We start from the raw sequence: 17,094 nt of genomic DNA on the forward strand, positions 1-17,094 counted from the left end.
CGTCATGAAGAAGATCCTGTTCTCGCTCATCGTGCTGCTCGCCGGGCTTGGCCTGGGCGGCGGCGCCGCGCTCGGCACGCTCATGATCCTGGGTCCCCGCCCCGCCCATGCCGAGAGCAAGGCGGCAGAGGATGCGGACGCGGCGATGGCCTTCGTGCCGGTCGACAAGCTGCTTGCGCCGCTGGTGACTGCGGATGGCCGGCTGACCGGCTATGTCCAGTTCCAGTTCACGCTGGAAGTACCCGAAGACAAGGCGCCCGATGTGACCAAGCGGCTGCCGTTGCTGCTCCACGCGATCAACATGCGCACCTTCAAGACGCCGATGGCCGCGGGCCCGGACGGCATGGTCCCGGGGCTCGAGCAGTTCCGCAAGGTTGTCGAGGCCGCTGCACCCGAAGCTTTCGGCGCCGGCGTTGTGCGCAAGGTGGCGATTACTCAGGCGACACCTTCGTAAAATACGTATTTTACATGATTTTGCACCGCTTCGGCAGCTAATCGCGCTATAAAATACGTAGGATACGCAAAGAAGCCGAGGATAGTGTGGAACCGACCCCCGCCAGTGCTTTCGAGGACCGCGAAGCGTGGACCGAACGTGCGCCGCGCGCGGTGGCTACGCTGCTCGTCGCCAAGCTGAGCCATGAAGGCAATCCGGGCCAGCTCTGCCGCGTCCGCAACATCTCAGAGATGGGCATGCAGATCGACACGGTGGCATCGCTGCTGCCCGGCATGCAGATCACTGTGGAGACGCGCGGCGGCGCGCTGCTGACCGGTGCGGTCGCCTGGACCCAGGCCAAGCGCGCCGGCGTACGCTTCGACGGGCCGATCGACGTCGACACCATCCTGGGCAAGCCCAATGCGCTGGTCGCCGCCGCCCGCCCGCGCTCGCCGCGCTTCGTGGCGGACGTGCCGGCCCGGATCAGTTCCTATGGCCGCGCGATCGACGTGACGCTGGCGGATCTCTCGCAGGGCGGCGCATGCATCCGGCTGCAGCGCCCGCTGCGCGAAGATACCGAAGTGATCCTGATGATCCCCGGTCTGCCGACGCGCCGCTGCACGACGCGCTGGAGCAACGAGGAGTTCACCGGCGTCTCCTTCCACGATCCCATTTCCTACACCGAGCTCTCGGACTGGCTGGACAGCCCTCACGCGCGCGGCTGATCGGTTCGACGAGACCCCGGAAAGGCGCTCGTGCTGCGGCACGGGCGCCTTTTTCCATTCGGCCCTAAAGTCCGTGGTTGCGCGCGAACCGCTCGAACAGCCCCGGCCAGGGATGGTCCTGGCCCGCCTCCTTCATGGGCAGGCCGTGGCCGCCCTTCTCGAAGACGTGCAGTTCGGACGGGATCTTCGCGGCCTGGAGCGCGGCGAAGATCATCAGGCTGTTGGCCGGGCTGACCACGGGGTCGTTCGCGGCGCAGGCGACGAAGGTCGGCGGCATGTCCGCCGGCAGATCGGTCTCGGCGGAATAGCGGGCGATCCGCTCGGGGGTCACGTCCTTGCCCAGCAATTCGCGTTTGGAATCGCCATGCGCTGCCGGCCCCGCAAGCGTGATGACCGGGAAAAACAGGCCCGCGACAGTCGGGCGCGTGGGCTGCGTATCGGCGGCATCGACCGGATCATAGGTCTTCAGCGCGAAGCGGCTCGCCAGCCGCGCGGTGAGATGGCCGCCGGCCGAGAAGCCGATCGTCGCGACCCGCGCAGGATCGAACCGCCACTTCTCCGCGCCGGCGCGGATCAGCCGCATTGCGCGCTGTGCATCCTGGAGCGACACATCCACTCCCGCGGCCCAGCCGTCGTGCGGCAGGCGATAGAGCAGCTCGAACACGGTGTAGCCGCGCGCGGCGAACATATGCGCCTGGGACGAGCCCTCCCGCCCCACCGCGACGCGGACATAGCCACCGCCGGGGATGATCAGGATCGCGGCGCCGTTCGGACTGGCGGCAGGGATGACGTTGAGCATCGGCGTCGCGACATGCGTCCAGGCGATGTCGTCGGGCCCGCCGGTGGCCGAACGCTTGACCGAGATGTCCTGGATGCGGAGCCCCTCGCCCCCCGGCGGCGCCTTGGGCCAGATCGGAAAGCGCTCGACCGGCGCAGCCAGCGCGGGAAGCGGGATCGTCGCGGCCGCCGCCGAACCGGCGAGCAGCGTACGGCGGGTAATTTCTGGTAAGGCCACTCGATCCCCTATAGCGCGAAAAGGCTGAATTGGCCTTACCACTTGCGCCGGGGATCAATCAACAGGGGCCGTGCCAATAGACGTCGAGGCTGGCCTCGAACGGACTCTGGATACCCACCATCACCTGGTCCGGCTACATGCACAAACAAAAGGGGCGGGCGCCCCCCGGCACCCGCCCCTTCTTCCCTGAACTTTGGCCGCCCCGCCTTAGGTGGCGAAGCTCTTGACCAGCGACCCGGCGACCAGCGCCCAGCCATCGACCAGCACGAAGAAGATGATCTTCATCGGCAGCGATATCGTTGGTGGCGGCAGCATCATCATGCCCATCGCCATCAGCACCGCGGACACCGCCAGGTCGATCACCAGGAAAGGCAGCAGCAGCAGGAAACCGATCTCGAAGGCGCGGCGCAGCTCGGAGATCATGAAGGCCGGCGCTAGCGTGGTGAGCGGCGTCTCGGCACGGTTCTCGATCTTCTTGCCGCCCAGATCGGCGAACAGCTTGAGATCGCTATCCCGCACCTGGCCGAGCATGAACTTCTTGAACGGCTCGGCCGTGCGCTCGAACGCGACCTGCTCGGTGATCTTGCCCTTGGTGTAGGGATCGACGCCCTGCTCCCACGCCTTGTTGAAGGTGGGTGCCATCACGAAGAAGCTGAGGAACAGCGCCAGGCTGATGATCACCGGATTGGGCGGCACGCCCTGCGCGCCGATGCCGGTGCGCAGCAGCGACAGCGCCACCACCATGCGGGTGAAGCTGGTAACGGTCATCAGCAGGCCCGGGGCCAGGCTGAGCACCGTCAGCATCAGGACGAGCTGGATCGCCTTGGCCGAAAGCGCGCCGTCCGGCCCCGTGCCGCCGATGTTGATCGTCGTCCCCTTCGACTGGGCATAGGCCTCAGCCGGCAGCAGGACGAGGGCGGCGAACACCGCCGCAAGGATCTTACGCATCGAGCGCGGCCCGGACCGCTGCGCGGTTCCACCGCGTGGTGTTGCGCGGTTCGCGGATGCGCTTGGGCGGCCGCGCCGCCGGCGTGGCGCAGGCGGCGACGACGGTGGTAGCGCGGCGATTGGTCGAAGTGCGCTTGGGCAGCTCGATCGACTTGGGAAGCTCGATCAGCTTCGAAATCTCGGGAAGCCTGGGCAGCTCGACGCGGTCGACGAGCTTGGCGAAATTGCCGCGCAGCGCGGCAAGGTCTTCGGCCAGATTGGCGGCGGGCGCCGACTCGGCGGCCGCCTCGGGCTCGACCGGCTCGGGCGCGGCGATGCCGGTCTCGATCGTCGACTGCCCCTCGGGGCCGAACATCACCAGATGCTCCATGCCGTCGCGGCGGATCAGCGCAACCGAGCGCTTGCCGTCGACTGCGAGCCGCTCGACGATCTCGATCCGCTTGCGGCGCGAACTGGTCACGCGGCCGGGCAGCTTCACGTCATAGCGCTTCACGAACCACAGCGCGCCGGCGAGCATGCCGAGCACGATCCCCAGCGCACCCAGGGTGCGCAGCATCGACAGGATATCCATCAGTGGCGCTGCTTCTTCACGAGCTCGGTGATCTCGAGCGACATCACTTCGCCGTCGACCAGGACCACGCCCTTGGCGACCAGCTCGTCGTTCACATAGACGAGCGAGGGATCGTCCTGGCTGCTTTCGAGGGGGATCATCGCCCCGCGGCTCATCTGCAGGACCTGCCGGATCGGCACGTTCGCCGATCCCAGCACGATCGAGAGATCGACCATAATTCCTTCGAGCACCGACATGCGCGTTCCTTTCTGGAATAGTTATAGGAACCTTTTTTCCGCGTCCGGCGCCGGCCCCGGCAAATTTTGCCTACAATGGAGGAAACGGCCCGACGGGGCCTGACGGGAAGGACGATCATGGACCTCAAGACCTCGCTCGGCATCTCCGCCTCGGGCCTGCGCGCGCAGTCGCTGCGCATGCGCGTGATCGCGGAAAACCTGGCGAACCAGGATTCGGTGGCGGACACGCCGGGCGGCAATCCCTATCGCCGCCGCGTGGCCAGCTTCGCAGCCGAGGTCGACCGTTCGACCGGAGGCACCGGGGTGAAGGTCAAGTCGATCGAGAACGACAAGTCCGACTTCCTGAAGGTCTATCAGCCCGGCCATCCGGCGGCTGACAAGGACGGCTATGTCCTCAAGCCCAACGTCAACGGGCTGATCGAGACCGCCGACATGAAGGCGGCCCAGCGCAGCTACGAAGCCAATCTCAATGCCATCGAGGCCGCCAAGAGCCTGACGATGCGCACCATCGATCTCCTCAAGTAAGGAAGAAACAGCATGTCCATCGGAGCACTGGATGCGATGTCGGCCTATGGCCGCGTCGCCGGCCTTGGCGGCAACAGCAAGACCGATCCCGTAAAGACCGGCGGCAGCGCCGGCGGTTTCGGCGCGATGGTCGAGAACATGGTCACCGGCACCGCCGACCAGATGCGCGCGGCCGAGAAGGCCTCGGCGATGCAGGTTGCCGGCAAGGGCGACCTGATCGACGTCGTCACCGCGATCGGCGCGGCCGAGACTGCGCTCGACACGATGGTCGCGGTGCGCGACCGCGTGGTGAACGCATACACCGACATCATGCGGATGCAGATCTGACGGCAGCCCCACGCCCTACCCGTCACCCCGGCCTTGTGCCGGGGGCCACCGGGAGGCGAGTTCTGGGCAAGACGCTCTAGCCCATCCCACGCGGCACAGTGGACCCCGGCACAAGGCCGGGGTGACGAAGAAAGGACGGACATGGGAACGCATCTTTTCAACGGCATTGCGACCGCGTCCAACCCGCTCCCGAATATGGATCGGTTCTAACCCCATGCTGCCGTCGCAGGTCATGCAGCTGGCGCAGAGCGCGCTGATGCTGGTGCTCACCGTCGCGGGTCCGCTGCTGCTGACCTCGCTGATCGTCGGTACCCTCATCGGCCTGCTCCAGGCGCTGACGCAGATCCAGGAAACCACGCTCACCTTCGTCCCCAAGCTGCTGGCGATGGGGCTGGTGCTGCTGCTGATGCTGCCGACCATGGGCGCGGCGCTCAACGACTTCATGACGAAGATCAGCAGCCTGATCGTGACCGGCGGATGATCGATCTGCCTCCCGACCTCGTCGTCCAGGTCTCGGCCTTCTTCATCGTCTTCGCCCGGGTGGGCGCGGTGCTGATGCTGTTGCCGGTGTTCGGCGAGGACGCGATCCCGGGCCGCATCCGGCTGATGATCAGCTTCGCGATGGCGGCGGCGATCTACGCGCTGGTCGGCGCCCCGGCCCGCGAAGCGATCGAGGGCGGCGCAGTGCTGCCCGCCGTGCTCGTCACCGAGCTGATGACCGGGCTGGCGATGGGGATGATCGTCAAGATCCTGTTCTTCGCGGTCTCGATGGCGGGTTCGGTGATCTCCACCCAGATCGGCCTTTCCTCCGCGGTGATCTTCGATCCGGCGCAGAGCAGCAGCGCACCGCTGCTTTCCAAGTTCGTCACCATGGCCGCGGCGCTGGTGTGCATGGGCATGCAGGTCCATCACCTCTGGCTGGGCGCAGTGGTGCACAGCTATCAGAGCTTCCCGATCGGCGGCATGCCGCCCGCACACGACTTCGCGATGCTCGCCGTTGAGGCGGTCACCCGCTCGATGACGCTGGGGCTGAGCCTGGCCGCGCCGCTCCTGATCTACGGGATCGTCTTCAACGTCGCGCTCGGCCTCTCGGCCCGCGTCGCGCCGGCGATCCAGGTCTTCTTCATCGCCCAGCCGCTCAACCTGCTGCTCGGCATCAGCCTGGCCGCCGCCACGCTCGGCACCATGCTCACCTATTTCGCCACCGCCATGGGCGATGCGATGCAGGGAGGCTGGTGATGTCGGGCGATACGGACCAGGACGACAAGACACACGACCCGACAGACAAGAAGCTGGAGGACGCCCGCGAGAAGGGCGACGTGCCGATGGCGCCCGAGATGAAGCATGCTGCGATCTTCATCGGCATGCTCGTCGTGATGGGCGGACTGGGCACCTATACGCTGCAGCTGATGGGCAATCTGTTCGTGCGGCTCTGGGGCAGCGCGGACGATTTCCGCATGGAGCCGCAGGGCGCCGAAGGCTTCGCCACCGGGCTGATGAGCGCGGTGGCGGGTGCGCTGCTGCCGATCCTCGGCACGCTGTTCGGCATCGCGCTGCTCGGCGGCATCCTCCAGGGCCGGCCGATGATCAGCTGGAGCCGGGTGAAGCCCAAATGGTCGAAGCTCAATCCCGCGAGCGGCGCCAAGCGCATGTTCGGCAAGCAGGCGATGGTCGAATATGCCAAGACCGTGGCCAAGCTCTGCCTGGTCGGCGGCGTGGCGGCATATCTGGCATGGCCCCATGCCGCCACGATCGACGCGATGGTCGGCGCCGATCTCCAGGAAATCGGCACCTCGGCCTATGACATCGTCTATTCGATGCTGCGCCCGATCGCGATGCTGGTCGCGGCGCTCGCGCTGTTCGACTTCGTCTGGCAGCGCCGCGCCTTCCTGAAGCGGATGCGCATGAGCCTCCAGGAGATCAAGGACGAGCACAAGCAGAGCGAAGGCGACCCGCACATCAAGGGCAAGATCCGCCAGCTCCAGATGCAGCGCTCGCGCAGCCGCATGATGCAGAACGTGCCCAAGGCCAGCGTGGTGATCACCAACCCGACCCACTATGCGGTCGCGCTGCAATATGATCATGGCGCGATGGCGGCGCCGGTGGTGGTGGCGAAGGGCGTCGACGCAGTCGCGCTCAAGATCCGCGAGATCGCCGGCGAGCACGGCATTCCACTGGTCGAGAACCGCCCGCTCGCCCGCGCGCTCTATGCCAGCGCCGAGATCGATCACCCGATCCCGGTGGAGCATTACGCCGCCGTCGCCGAGGTGATCAGCTACGTCCTGAAGATCGCGAAGAAGAAGCGCTGAGCGCTCCTTCCCCGCGATACTTCAGACAGCGTCAGAACTTGAAGCGCGCGCCAGCCGACAGCACCACCGCATGCGCGTCGCGCAGTTCTCCGTCGGTGAGGATCGGCGTCTGCGCCGCGGTGCCCGCATAGGCCGCGGTCACGCGGTCGATCGGGGCATCGGCGAAGCTGACATAGTTGGCGGCAAGGTCGAAGCTCAGCTTCTTGTTCACCGCATAGCTGCCGCCGGCACCGAAGTTCCAGCGGTTCGAATCCGGCACGCGGGCATCGCGCTCGCCGTCCTGGGTCGGCGTGATCGCGCGCTGGACACCGGCACGCAGCGTCAGCTTGGGCGACACTGCATAATCGACGCCGCCGGCATAGCTCCAGCTCGTGCGATAGTTCTCGGGGATCGCCTGGTTGACCGGCGCGCCGAGGCGGATCGCATCGAACTTGTCCCAGCCATAGCGGATCACCTGCGCGTTCAGGGTCAGCTTGTCGGTCGCCGCGAACCGGGCGCCGGCAATCGCCTGGGACGGCGTGTAGAACTTCGCCTCGACACCCGAGAGCTGCATGTTCGACGTGGCGAGCGGGCCGACCAGGCCCGAGACGGTCAGGTCACCCTTCAGCGTGTGCTCGATCGCCGACTTGTAGCTCAGGCCCAGCGTGAAGCGGTTCGAATGGAGCTGCACGCCGGCGGTCCAGCCGAAGTCCCAGCCATCGCCCTTCAACTCCTGATGCCCGTCGGCCAGCGCGGCCGACAGGTTGGGCAGCGCGTTGCTGAGGCTGGCATCGGTATATTCGATGTTCAGGCCGGCGCCGACGCGCAGCCAGTCGGTCACCGCCACGCCGATGCTCGGCTGGATGTCGATCGTGCGCAGCTTGGTCTTGTCGGCGCTGTAGCGGGCCCAGCTGTCCGCCGGATAATCGGTGGTGAAGCTGAACGGCGAAGTGATCGACAGGCCGAGCGCGACGCGGTCGTTGAGCGGCACCGCGATGGCACCCGAGGGCAGCACGCCGTTGTTGATCGGGTTGCGGGTGACGCCGTTGCCGCCGACCGGCGCGGCCGTGCTGCCCGGGCGGACGATCAGCGTGCCGTTGTCGGCGACTTCGCCGCTCGGCAGGATCGCCGAGACGCCGATCGTCGCGTCACCGCTGTCGAGGCCGCCGATCGAGGCGGGGTTCCACCAGATCGAAGCCGAGCCGGTGTCGGCCGCTTCGCCCGAAAAGGCACGGCCGGCGCCGCGGGCAGACTGTTCCTGGAGGTAGAAGGCCTGGGCGTTGGCAGCCTGAGAGAAGCCGATCAGCGCGAACAGCGCGCCGCCGGCGGCAAGCGAATACTTGTAGGGGGACATGGGGTAATCCTTGATACGCGGTACTGAACGGAAACAGGGAAACGCGCCTTAGCGGACGCGGGTCCAGGTCTGGGTGCGGCAGAAGGGCTTGAACACGCAGCCACGCAGGTTGAGCTGGTCGTTGCCGCTCATCGTGACTTCGGCGCTGTAGGTCTTGCCGTCTTCGGCATTGTAGATCTTGCCGCCATACCAGCCGGCGCCCTGCTGCTTGAAGCCGGACAGGATCTGCAGGCCCATCAGCCGGCGGCCGCGCAGCGACTTGTCGCTGTTCTGGGCATCGGCCATGTTCGGATTGGCGCGCAGCTTGTCCGAGGTGACGATCTTGCCGCAGATCGACGCGCCGCAGCGCGAGATCTCGACGATCCCATTGTGCACCGGGGTCTTCCAGCGGCCGACAACCGCGTCGGCGGACTGGGGTGCCGGGGTCGCTGCGAAGGCGAGCCCCATAAGCAAAGCCAACATAGGCATACTCTCCTCGAGGGGTCTCCATGCCGCGCTCTGCCGGTCGGTCATGGGTGAAACGATTACGCGTTTCGAACGCGAAACCGCTGTCGCCTCCCTAGGTTCCAAAGAACCGGTATGCAATTGCGTTCGGATTTGAAACTGAAAACCCGCAGATGCCGTAGCGGAAAACCAGGCCCGGAATCAGGCCTGAAGATCGAGTTTGGCGAGCTCGACTCGCACGCGCACGTCGATATCGGCCAGGATCGCGGCCAGTGTGGGGTCTTCGGAGGCCTCGAAGGTCTCCGACCATTCGACGATCGCCTGGAGCCGCGCGGGGCTGACCACGCCGGCGACGAGCTCGCGGTGGAGCCCCTCGAGCTGATCGAGGCCGCGCTGGGCGTCGACCGCCTGCTTGCGGCGGCGCTCGATCGCGGGATCGGCCGCGGCGAGCGTGACGAGCATCGCCACCGACGGATTGAGCGGCTGTGCGGCGTTGGTGCCCTGCTGCGGCAGCGGCGCGCGGGCGGCCGGTGCCTCCCCCTCGCCCACCGAGAAACCGGACGCAGCCTTGGGCAGCGCGGCCATCAGGCTACGCAGCAAGGGTGCTTGCAGGTTCTCGATACGCACGAAATCTCGTCCTCGGGCACTTTTTGCCTACCTCTATCCTATAAGAGAATTATCGGAAATTTTCCACTTCCAGAGGGTTTATGCTGCGCTTTGCCGCTCCCCTGATCGCCCTGATGCTGAGCCTGGGGCTCGCACCGGCCGCCACGGCCCAGACGCGGATCAAGGACGTCGTCAACGTCGAGAACGTTCGCGACAACCAGCTTGTGGGCTACGGTCTGGTCGTCGGCCTCGCCGGCACCGGCGATCGCCTGCGCAACTCGCCGTTCACCGAGGAATCGATGCAGGCCATGCTCGAGCGCATGGGCGTCAATATCCGCGGCACCGAGATGAAGACGCAGAACGTCGCCGCCGTCTCGATCACCGCGACGATGCCGCCCTTCGCGCGCAACGGATCGCGGATCGACGTGCAGGTCTCTGCGCTGGGCGACGCCTCCAGCCTGCAGGGCGGGACGCTGATCGTCTCTTCGCTTCGCGGGCTCGACGGCGAGATCTATGCCGTGGCGCAGGGCAATGTCGCGGTCTCCGGCTTCAAGGGCCAGGGCGCCGCCGCCAGCGTCAGCCGCGGCGTGACCACCTCTGCCCGCATCGCCGGCGGCGCGATCATCGAGCGCGAAGTGCCCTATTCGCTGCAGACCGCCAACAGCCTGAAGCTGGCGCTCAAGAACCCCGACTTCGCCACCGCCGACCGCATCGCCGCGGCGATCAACGCCAAATATCCGGGCAGCGCCGCCGTGCTCGACCCCGCCACCGTGCAACTGACCCCGACGCAGAACTTCGTCGGCAACGTGATCGACCTGGTCACCCGCATCGGCGAGCTGTCGATCAAGGTCGACCAGCCGGCGCGCGTGGTGATCAACGAAGCATCGGGCACCGTCGTGATGAACGCCGAGGTGCGGATCACCCCGGTCGCCATCGCCCAGGGCGGGCTGACGATCACCGTCACCGAAAGCCCGCAGGTCTCGCAGCCCGCACCGCTCTCGAACGGCCAGACCACGGTGGTGCCGCGCACCAACGTGCAGGTGAACGACGGCAACGGCGCCAGCCTGGCGCTGGTCGACGGCGCCAGCCTGCAGGCGCTGGTGAGCGGGCTCAACACGCTGGGCGTCTCCCCGCGCGACCTGATCACCATCCTTCAGGCGATCAAGAGCGCTGGCGCGCTCCAGGCCGATATCGAGGTGCAGTGATGCGCGACGTGACTTCCACCCCCACGCCGCAGGTCCAGGCGCCGGCGACCAACCCCCGGCTCGACGCCAAGAACAAGGCGACCGCGAAGAATTTCGAGGCCGTGTTCCTGGGCCAGATGGCCACCATGATGATGTCCACCGTCGATCAGGGCGAGGACTTCAACGGTGGCAATGCCGAGGAGATGTTCCGCGGGATCCTGGGCGAAAAGCTCGGCAACGCGATCGCCGATCGCGGCGGCATCGGGCTGGCACCGGTAGTGCTCGACCAGATCATCAAGCTTCAGCAAGGTACCAAGTAATGACCGCGCAGCTCATCGACGCGATGGTTTCCCTCACCCAGATCATGGAAGAGGAGAGCGAGCGGCTCGCCCGCGGGCCGTTCTTCCCCGAGCTGCCCGAGATCGCCGCAGCCAAGCTGCGCCTGACCGGCCGGATCGAGGCCGAGGTGGCGCGGATGAAGCGCGAGGCGCCGGACGACTGGGCCGAGCGGCTCGATCCCGAAACGCGCGAGGCGCTGGCCGATGCCAGCCGCTGCCTGCGTGACGCTTCGGCGGTCAATGCCGACATCCTCAAGCGCCAGATCGAGCTTTCGGCCGACATGATGGGCGCGATCGCCGCCGAGGCGCAGCGCCTGACCGGCAGCCGCAGCACCACCTATGCGGCATGCGGCGGCCTGGCGGGGATGGACGCCCCGGCGCCGATCTCGCTCAACGCCCGGCTGTAATCCTACAACGGCGCCTGCGGGGCGGGCGCCGACTCGGGCCAAAGTTCACGAAGTTCACGCGAGGCGGGAATCAAATCGCGCATAGTTTGCAGCAATGCTGCGCAGGCACCGGCGCGAACGCTTCCAACATTTCCTACAGCGTCAAGGAGCGGCCGGGCGCAACGCCCGGCGCGCCGACGCAACCCTGCGAAATCCTACATTGCAAGCGCGGCGCGGATAGCTTGATCTGCCCACACGTTATGCCTCTCCGCACCGTCATGCTGAACTCGTTTCAGCATCCAAGGCGCCGCGAAGGATTTCGTGAGTGGAGAGTTGGACCCTGAAACAAGTTCAGGGTGACGATGTATTTGTGGCCTCAGTCGAGATACGAAAAAGCCCGCGATCGCTCGCGGGCCTTTTGCTTTTTCCGGCAGGCGCAGCGCCTTACGCGCCCTTCCCCACGGCGGTCTTCAGCATCGCGAGCTGCTTGCGGTAGAGGTTGGTCATCGCGGTGAAGTCGGCCTGGACCTGGCCGAGCTTGAGCAGCTGGTCTTCGAGCGTGACGTTGTTGCCGTCGGGCTTGGTCTCGCTGATGTCCTTGTCGAGCACGATGCCGGCGCCGGCCGGCTGGATCGCGCCCAGCCCCTTCATGCCGGCAGTGAGCTGGACCGACGGCCTGGCGATCGAGACGCCGCCGGCGCTGCTGCCGAGCAGATCGGAGAAATCGGCATCCTGCACGGTGCGCGCCTTGAAGCCAGGCGTCTCGCTGTTGGCGATGTTCTGCGAGATGACGCGCTGGCGATCGGCCAGCGTCTCCATCTGGCGGCGGATGCCGGAAAGGATCGGGGGCATGTCCATGATCAGAATCCGTACATCGAAGTGGAGGTGGAGCCGGTGAGGCGATCGAGCGCCGCCTGGTAGTTGGCGAGCTGCGCGTTGACGATCGTCGTGCTTTGCGTGCCCGTTGCCGAGTTGGTCTTGCTGCCGTCGATCATCTTGCTCTTGGTGTCGTCCCAATAGAGCGAGCGATAGGCGGTCTGCGACATCGAGATCGCATCCTTGATCTTGGCGAGCGCGGCCTTGGCATTGTCCGCAGTGAGCAGGCTGAGCCCCTCGCCCAGATCGAGGCCGTAATTGCCGCCAGGGCGTACCTTGGGCGCGTTGCTCGAGACCGGCGCGGGGCTGGCGATGCGCTGCGGCGCCATGCCGAGCTTGGCCAGCGCGTCGCTGTCGCCGCTGCCGGCGAGCAGATCGAGCGTGTGGCCCGACTTCATCGTGATGCGCAGCTGCTGGACGCCGTCGACCGCAGTCGCGGTGACCGTCGCCTTGGACGCGCCGAGCATGCCCTGCATCCGCGTCGCGATCGACTGGAGCGTATCGTCGGCGAGGATGGTGAGCTTGCGGGTGGCGCCGTCATCCGCGACGAACGAGAAATAGTCGCCGGCCTTGAGCGCGGTCTGGGTGGTCACCTTGTTCGAAGCGACCGCGTTGATCGTGCCGCGGCCGAAGCCGAGCGCGTTGACCGCGCTGGCGCCGCCGGTATCCGCTGCGACGCGCACCGGCTCGGTGCGCTGCAGCGCCTGGCCGAACTGGGTGGTGTTCTCGATCGCGCCGGTGGCGGCATCGAGCCGCGAGACGAAGCCGTCGGTCGAGCCGCGGCGCGTTGCCGCGAGATCGCCGGTGGTGCGGCCGCCGACATAGAGCTCGTCGCCCATGAAGGCGATGCTGTCGACCTGGTCGTCCGCCGAGGAGCCGAGATAGGTGGTGCTGGCGCCCGACAGCCCGGCGTCGATCCGCGTGACGAAGCCGTCACGCGCGCCGCTGGTGCCGTTGACCTGCGTGCCCGAAAGCGCCGCCGAAGTGGCGCCGCCGACCGCGATCGTGCCGTCCTCGGCCACCGCGAGCACGCGCGCATCCGCAGTGCCGAGCGTGACGCTGCCGAGGTTGGTGGCGAGCGCATTGCCCTGGAGCTTCTGCAGCTCGGCAGTGCCGTCGTGCGAGACCAGCGCGAGGACATTGCCGTCATTGTCGATCGCGAGCGCGTTGACGCTGTCGATGCCGGTGCCGGCGATCGTGCTGCGCTCGGCGATCTTGCCGGTGGTGCCGTCGATCCGGGCGACAAAGCCGTCATTGCCGGTGGCGACGCGGCCGCCGACATAGATCGAGCCGTCATTGCCCACCGCGACGGCCTTGGCGACGTCGGTGCCGCCCGAGCGGATCACGGTGGAGAATTTCTCGTCGCCGTTCGCGGCATATTTGGCGACGACCATGTCGCCGTCGGTCGAGGCGCCGCCGAAGCTGCCGGTGACGGTGCCGGCGACGACGATGCTGCCATCGGGCGCGAGGCTGACTGCCGCGCCGGTCGAGGAGCCGGTGGCGCCCAGGCTGCGCTGCCACACGACATTGCCCGCCCCGTCGACCTTGGTGAGGAACAGGTTGTTGTCGCCGTCCGACAGATTGGCGCCAAGGTCGCCCTTGGTGGTGCCGACGATATAGCTGTTGCCCTGGGCATCGGTGACGACCGAGGCGGCATCGGTATTGGCGTAAACGTTGCTCGTGCTGGTCTTGTTGGTGGTGACCTTGCCGTCGAGATCGGTCGAGGTGGTGGTGATCGTCGTCGTCTTGCCGGCCAGCACATTCTGCGCGGTTGCGATGCGATCGAGCGCCTGGATCGTGCCCATCGCGACGCGCGTGTTCGCGCCCGAGGGATCATCGAGGCGGAAGAGCTGGGTCGAGCTCGGCGAATCCAGCGCGGTCTGGCCGGTGGCGACGACCAGCGCGTCCTTCGCATTGGTCTGGTCGAGCGTGACCTGCTCGATGCCGGTGGGGTTCGACAGCTCGAAGCCCCATTTTCCGCTCTCGTTGGTGACCTTGAAGGTCGACTTCCAGCGCGGCACCGTGTTGCCATTGGCATCGAGCTGCGGGTTGCCGTTGGTATCGAGATTGGGGATCGAGGCCATTGCCGCGTTGAGCTGCGCCGCGACGCTGTCGAGCGTCGGCGGCTGGGTGCCCTGCGACAGATCGACGGTGACGGTCTGTGCGGAAATGCCGGGCTTGCTCAGCGTGATCGAGAATTGCTCGCTGCCGGTGAGGCCGGGGATCGCATCGCTGCGGTTCTTGACCAGCCCCTTGCCCTCGGTCGCATAGACGTCGGTGGCGGCAAGCTTGTTCGACTGGGCCGAGGAGGACGGCTTGCCATAGGCAAGGCGAACCAGGTCGGACGGCGCAGTGGCGAGATAGGTCTGGAGATCGCCCAGCCCCTTGAGGAAGGTCTTCTGGAGCGCGGCGCGCTGGGCATCCGAGGTGGTCTTGGACGTCGCGGTCTCGGCAAGGACGCGCAGCTTGTCGAGCGCCTTGTAGGCAGTGAAGCTGGTCTGGACGTCGTCGGGCAGATAGGTGCCGTTGGCGTCCACGGTCGCCTTGTCGATGATCGTGCGCAGCGCCGTGATCGAGGCGACCTGGCTGGAATTGACCGGGAGCGCGTCCTCGATCTTCCACGGCGCGATGGTGGTGGCGGTGGTGAAGGCGGCCTTGGCGGTGCGGACGGCCTTGCTGTCATAGGTGATCGTCGACACGGCCGAACTCATCGTCGAGCTCGATCCCGTCAGGATGCTCAAGCCGATCAGGCTGCCAGATAAATTAACCGTCATCGCGATCCGCCGCGCCTCCTCGATCCTATAATAGAGGGAAAGCCGCCCCCACCCGTGCGTGCGGGCGCAATTTTTTCGCGAGGGAAACGAAAAAAATGACGGCTATGGCGCCTATTCTTGCAGAACCGCCCGAACTGAAGCGTTTCAATGGCCAGCAGCGCGCCGCTGCGCTGATGCTGGCGCTGGGCCAGGACCATGGCGCACCGATCTGGTCGCAGCTGTCGACCGACGAAGTGAAGGAGCTCTCCTCGACGATCGCCAGCCTGGGCCGCGTGCCCGCGCAGGTCGTCGAGCATCTGCTCGTCCAGTTCACCGGCGAAATCGCCTCGATGTCGACGATGCACGGCAGCTACGAGACCACCGAGCGCCTGCTCGCCGGCATCCTGCCGGGCGAGAAGGTGAAGGAGATCATGGAAGACATCCGTGGTCCCTCTGGCCGCACGATGTGGGACAAGCTCTCCAACGTCAGCGAGACCGTGCTCGCCGGCGCGCTGAAGCACGAATATCCGCAGACCGTCGCGGTGATCCTCACCAAGCTTCGCCCCGATCATTCGGCGCGCGTGCTCGCCGAGCTGCCGCGCGACTTCTCGGTCGATGTCGTCATGCGCATGCTGCGCATGGAGACGGTGCAGAAGGACGTGATCAACCAGGTCGAGCAGACGCTCAAGGCCGAGTTCATGACCAACCTGTCGCGCTCGCAGAAGCGCGACCCGCACGAGGCGATGGCCGAGCTGTTCAACTCGCTCGACCGCTCGACCGAGGAAGCGATGCTCAACGCGCTCGACAACAAGGCGCCGGAAAGCGCCGAGCGGATCCGCGCGCTGATGTTCACCTTCGAGGACCTGGGCAATCTGCTGCCGACCGCGATCGCCGCGATCGTGCGCAGCGCCGACAAGCGCCAGATGGCGCTGGCGCTGAAGGGCGCGCCGGACAGCCTGAAGACGCTGTTCTTCGGGGCGATGACCGAACGCGCCGCCAAGCTGCTGCGCGAGGACATGGCGGGCATGGGCCCGGTGCGCGCGCGCGATTGCGAGGAAGCCCAGTCGGCGCTGGTGCGCCTGGCCAAGGACCTGGCGGATCGCGGCGAGATCCTGCTCGTCGATCCCAAGTCCGACGACGCGATGATCATCTAAGGAGCAAGGCGGATGAGCGTGCATGCCCATGTCGAGCGTTTCGGCTTCGACCGCATCTTCCAGGTGCCGCCGACGCGCGGCGCGCCGATCGGGCCCGATGCCACCCTCGAAGTCGCCACGCTGCGCGCCGAGCTGGCGCTGCTGCGCAACGAGCAGGAGTCGGCGCTCGCGCTGGCCCGGGCGCAGGGCTATGAGGCCGGGCTCGCCCAGGCGCGCTCCGAACGCGAAGTGGCGCTGCTGAGCGCGGTCGACGCGCTCCAGGCAGGCATCGAAGGCATCGACGCGCAGTTCGGCCGGGTTTCCGAGCGCGTGACCGGCGAGGCGACCGAAGTGGCGCTCGCCGCTGCCGAGCTGATCGCCGGCCGCGCGCTGGAAGTGGCGCCGGGCGTCGCGATCGACGAGGCGATCGGCCGGGTGCTCGGCCAGGTCGCGCGCGGCACCGAGTTGCAGGTGCGGGTGCATCCCGACCTGATGGAAGACATCGAGGCGCGCATCGCCGACCGCCAGTCGCGCGATCGCCGCAAGCTCAGCCTCGTCGTCGTGCCCGACGACACGATCGCGGTGGGCGATGCCCGGATCGGCTGGGAGGAAGGCGGGCTGGCACTCGACGCCTCCGCCCGCCGCCAGGCGGTGGTCGACGAGCTGGAGACCTTGCTGAAGGCGGCGTGATCGGGAGCGTTGGACGGGATAGCCAAGCCCTCATTCCCACCGTCACCCTGAACTTGTTTCAGGGTCCAACTCTCCCCAGGCGATATCCCTCGCGGCGCTTTGGATGCTGAAACAAGTTCAGCATGACGAAGAATGGTCTGAAAGCCCCGCTTCGGCGGGGTTTTTGATTCCCGGGGGAAAGCCAGTCCGTACAACCTACTAGGCAAAAATTTCCCCCGGCAAAAACTGCCGCCCTCCCCACCCCTCTATAATGATCGCAAGG

Annotated in this window: 21 protein-coding genes; 12 read left to right on the forward strand and 9 right to left on the reverse strand. The window is 66.7% G+C overall.

Annotated features, from left to right (window positions below; all coding sequences use genetic code 11):
• Positions 1-4: 4 nt before the first annotated feature.
• A complete protein-coding gene (locus tag P6144_RS10125; RefSeq protein WP_277767632.1) occupies positions 5-454 on the forward strand; it encodes a flagellar basal body-associated FliL family protein in 450 nt (149 codons plus the stop codon).
• Between the two features lie 86 nt (positions 455-540).
• Positions 541-1,158 (forward strand): PilZ domain-containing protein, encoded by a 618-nt coding sequence (locus tag P6144_RS10130; protein ID WP_277767633.1) that lies wholly within the window; start codon positions 541-543, stop codon positions 1,156-1,158.
• 64 nt (positions 1,159-1,222) lie between these two features.
• Here the strand turns inward: P6144_RS10130 and P6144_RS10135 are convergent, their stop codons facing one another.
• The 4 genes from P6144_RS10135 to P6144_RS10150 form a co-directional block, all read right to left on the reverse strand.
• Positions 1,223-2,173: an alpha/beta hydrolase gene (locus tag P6144_RS10135; RefSeq protein ID WP_277767634.1), complete on the reverse strand. Its 951-nt coding sequence runs from the start codon at positions 2,171-2,173 to the stop codon at positions 1,223-1,225.
• A gap of 207 nt (positions 2,174-2,380) precedes the next feature.
• Positions 2,381-3,121: a flagellar type III secretion system pore protein FliP gene (fliP, locus tag P6144_RS10140; RefSeq protein WP_277767635.1), complete on the reverse strand. Its 741-nt coding sequence runs from the start codon at positions 3,119-3,121 to the stop codon at positions 2,381-2,383.
• Entirely contained in the window at positions 3,114-3,692 is a 579-nt protein-coding gene (locus P6144_RS10145; protein ID WP_277767636.1) for a flagellar biosynthetic protein FliO, read from the reverse strand. The genes fliP and P6144_RS10145 overlap by 8 nt, the downstream gene beginning before the upstream one ends.
• Entirely contained in the window at positions 3,692-3,928 is a 237-nt protein-coding gene (locus tag P6144_RS10150) for a FliM/FliN family flagellar motor switch protein (protein WP_116841995.1), read from the reverse strand. Before P6144_RS10150 ends, P6144_RS10145 begins: the two co-directional genes overlap by 1 nt.
• Before the next feature lie 117 nt (positions 3,929-4,045).
• On the opposite strand from P6144_RS10150, the gene flgC reads away from it, so the two are divergent.
• From flgC to flhB, 5 genes are all read left to right on the forward strand, one after another.
• Positions 4,046-4,453, forward strand: coding sequence for a flagellar basal body rod protein FlgC (flgC, locus tag P6144_RS10155; RefSeq protein ID WP_277767637.1), 408 nt, complete (start codon positions 4,046-4,048; stop codon positions 4,451-4,453).
• Positions 4,454-4,465: 12 nt separating this feature from the next.
• Positions 4,466-4,780, forward strand: coding sequence for a flagellar hook-basal body complex protein FliE (locus P6144_RS10160; protein ID WP_277767638.1), 315 nt, complete (start codon positions 4,466-4,468; stop codon positions 4,778-4,780).
• A 214-nt stretch (positions 4,781-4,994) separates the two neighbouring features.
• The gene (locus tag P6144_RS10165; RefSeq protein ID WP_277767639.1) at positions 4,995-5,261 is read left to right on the forward strand and encodes a flagellar biosynthetic protein FliQ; all 267 of its coding nucleotides are present in this window, start codon (positions 4,995-4,997) and stop codon (positions 5,259-5,261) included.
• The gene (gene fliR / locus P6144_RS10170; RefSeq protein WP_277767640.1) at positions 5,258-6,019 is read left to right on the forward strand and encodes a flagellar biosynthetic protein FliR; all 762 of its coding nucleotides are present in this window, start codon (positions 5,258-5,260) and stop codon (positions 6,017-6,019) included. Before P6144_RS10165 ends, fliR begins: the two co-directional genes overlap by 4 nt.
• The gene (gene flhB, locus P6144_RS10175; protein WP_277767641.1) at positions 6,019-7,089 is read left to right on the forward strand and encodes a flagellar biosynthesis protein FlhB; all 1,071 of its coding nucleotides are present in this window, start codon (positions 6,019-6,021) and stop codon (positions 7,087-7,089) included. The genes fliR and flhB overlap by 1 nt, the downstream gene beginning before the upstream one ends.
• A 31-nt stretch (positions 7,090-7,120) precedes the next feature.
• Here the strand turns inward: flhB and P6144_RS10180 are convergent, their stop codons facing one another.
• The 3 genes from P6144_RS10180 to P6144_RS10190 all read right to left on the reverse strand — a co-directional run bounded on the left by P6144_RS10180 (position 7,121) and on the right by P6144_RS10190 (position 9,493).
• A complete protein-coding gene (locus P6144_RS10180) occupies positions 7,121-8,422 on the reverse strand; it encodes an outer membrane protein transport protein (RefSeq protein WP_277767642.1) in 1,302 nt (433 codons plus the stop codon).
• A 48-nt stretch (positions 8,423-8,470) separates the two neighbouring features.
• A complete protein-coding gene (locus tag P6144_RS10185) occupies positions 8,471-8,884 on the reverse strand; it encodes a DUF2147 domain-containing protein (RefSeq protein WP_277767643.1) in 414 nt (137 codons plus the stop codon).
• A 183-nt stretch (positions 8,885-9,067) separates the two neighbouring features.
• Positions 9,068-9,493 carry a flagellar assembly protein FliX gene (locus P6144_RS10190; protein WP_277767644.1) on the reverse strand — a complete coding sequence of 142 codons (426 nt, stop codon included), beginning with the start codon at positions 9,491-9,493 and terminating at the stop codon, positions 9,068-9,070.
• Between the two features lie 113 nt (positions 9,494-9,606).
• On the opposite strand from P6144_RS10190, the gene P6144_RS10195 reads away from it, so the two are divergent.
• The 3 genes from P6144_RS10195 to P6144_RS10205 are packed head-to-tail and all read left to right on the forward strand — an operon-like array spanning position 9,607 to position 11,401.
• Entirely contained in the window at positions 9,607-10,677 is a 1,071-nt protein-coding gene (locus P6144_RS10195) for a flagellar basal body P-ring protein FlgI (protein WP_277767645.1), read from the forward strand.
• On the forward strand, positions 10,677-10,976 hold the full coding sequence (locus P6144_RS10200; RefSeq protein ID WP_277767646.1) for a rod-binding protein: 300 nt from the start codon (positions 10,677-10,679) through the stop codon (positions 10,974-10,976). Before P6144_RS10195 ends, P6144_RS10200 begins: the two co-directional genes overlap by 1 nt.
• The gene (locus P6144_RS10205) at positions 10,976-11,401 is read left to right on the forward strand and encodes a flagellar protein FlgN (protein ID WP_277767647.1); all 426 of its coding nucleotides are present in this window, start codon (positions 10,976-10,978) and stop codon (positions 11,399-11,401) included. Before P6144_RS10200 ends, P6144_RS10205 begins: the two co-directional genes overlap by 1 nt.
• A gap of 423 nt (positions 11,402-11,824) precedes the next feature.
• Here P6144_RS10205 and P6144_RS10210 read toward each other — a convergent pair whose 3' ends face one another.
• On the reverse strand, positions 11,825-12,238 hold the full coding sequence (locus tag P6144_RS10210; RefSeq protein WP_277767648.1) for a flagellar basal body protein: 414 nt from the start codon (positions 12,236-12,238) through the stop codon (positions 11,825-11,827).
• Between the two features lie 2 nt (positions 12,239-12,240).
• Positions 12,241-15,030, reverse strand: coding sequence for a hypothetical protein (locus P6144_RS10215; RefSeq protein WP_277767649.1), 2,790 nt, complete (start codon positions 15,028-15,030; stop codon positions 12,241-12,243).
• 95 nt (positions 15,031-15,125) lie between these two features.
• Between P6144_RS10215 and P6144_RS10220 the strand changes: the two genes are divergently transcribed.
• Both P6144_RS10220 and P6144_RS10225 read left to right on the forward strand, forming a co-directional pair.
• Entirely contained in the window at positions 15,126-16,163 is a 1,038-nt protein-coding gene (locus P6144_RS10220) for a flagellar motor switch protein FliG (protein ID WP_277767650.1), read from the forward strand.
• Positions 16,164-16,175: 12 nt separating this feature from the next.
• Positions 16,176-16,832, forward strand: coding sequence for a FliH/SctL family protein (locus P6144_RS10225; RefSeq protein ID WP_277767651.1), 657 nt, complete (start codon positions 16,176-16,178; stop codon positions 16,830-16,832).
• Positions 16,833-17,094 lie beyond the last annotated feature (262 nt).

The sequence above is a fragment of the Sphingomonas sp. HITSZ_GF genome, assembly GCF_029543155.1.
Lineage (GTDB): Bacteria > Pseudomonadota > Alphaproteobacteria > Sphingomonadales > Sphingomonadaceae > Sphingomonas.

Excerpts from the sequence above, each read along its gene's own strand:
- P6144_RS10125 (WP_277767632.1), top strand. The coding sequence starts at position 5 with ATGAAGAAGATCCTGTTCTCGCTCATCGTGCTGCTCGCCGGGCTTGGC.
- fliP (WP_277767635.1), bottom strand. The coding sequence starts at position 3,121 with ATGCGTAAGATCCTTGCGGCGGTGTTCGCCGCCCTCGTCCTGCTGCCG.
- P6144_RS10145 (WP_277767636.1), bottom strand. The coding sequence starts at position 3,692 with ATGGATATCCTGTCGATGCTGCGCACCCTGGGTGCGCTGGGGATCGTG.
- P6144_RS10150 (WP_116841995.1), bottom strand. The coding sequence starts at position 3,928 with ATGTCGGTGCTCGAAGGAATTATGGTCGATCTCTCGATCGTGCTGGGA.
- flgC (WP_277767637.1), top strand. The coding sequence starts at position 4,046 with ATGGACCTCAAGACCTCGCTCGGCATCTCCGCCTCGGGCCTGCGCGCG.
- P6144_RS10160 (WP_277767638.1), top strand. The coding sequence starts at position 4,466 with ATGTCCATCGGAGCACTGGATGCGATGTCGGCCTATGGCCGCGTCGCC.
- P6144_RS10165 (WP_277767639.1), top strand. The coding sequence starts at position 4,995 with ATGCTGCCGTCGCAGGTCATGCAGCTGGCGCAGAGCGCGCTGATGCTG.
- fliR (WP_277767640.1), top strand. The coding sequence starts at position 5,258 with ATGATCGATCTGCCTCCCGACCTCGTCGTCCAGGTCTCGGCCTTCTTC.
- flhB (WP_277767641.1), top strand. The coding sequence starts at position 6,019 with ATGTCGGGCGATACGGACCAGGACGACAAGACACACGACCCGACAGAC.
- P6144_RS10180 (WP_277767642.1), bottom strand. The coding sequence starts at position 8,422 with ATGTCCCCCTACAAGTATTCGCTTGCCGCCGGCGGCGCGCTGTTCGCG.
- P6144_RS10185 (WP_277767643.1), bottom strand. The coding sequence starts at position 8,884 with ATGTTGGCTTTGCTTATGGGGCTCGCCTTCGCAGCGACCCCGGCACCC.
- P6144_RS10195 (WP_277767645.1), top strand. The coding sequence starts at position 9,607 with ATGCTGAGCCTGGGGCTCGCACCGGCCGCCACGGCCCAGACGCGGATC.
- P6144_RS10200 (WP_277767646.1), top strand. The coding sequence starts at position 10,677 with ATGCGCGACGTGACTTCCACCCCCACGCCGCAGGTCCAGGCGCCGGCG.
- P6144_RS10205 (WP_277767647.1), top strand. The coding sequence starts at position 10,976 with ATGACCGCGCAGCTCATCGACGCGATGGTTTCCCTCACCCAGATCATG.
- P6144_RS10210 (WP_277767648.1), bottom strand. The coding sequence starts at position 12,238 with ATGGACATGCCCCCGATCCTTTCCGGCATCCGCCGCCAGATGGAGACG.
- P6144_RS10215 (WP_277767649.1), bottom strand. The coding sequence starts at position 15,030 with ATGACGGTTAATTTATCTGGCAGCCTGATCGGCTTGAGCATCCTGACG.
- P6144_RS10220 (WP_277767650.1), top strand. The coding sequence starts at position 15,126 with ATGACGGCTATGGCGCCTATTCTTGCAGAACCGCCCGAACTGAAGCGT.
- P6144_RS10225 (WP_277767651.1), top strand. The coding sequence starts at position 16,176 with ATGAGCGTGCATGCCCATGTCGAGCGTTTCGGCTTCGACCGCATCTTC.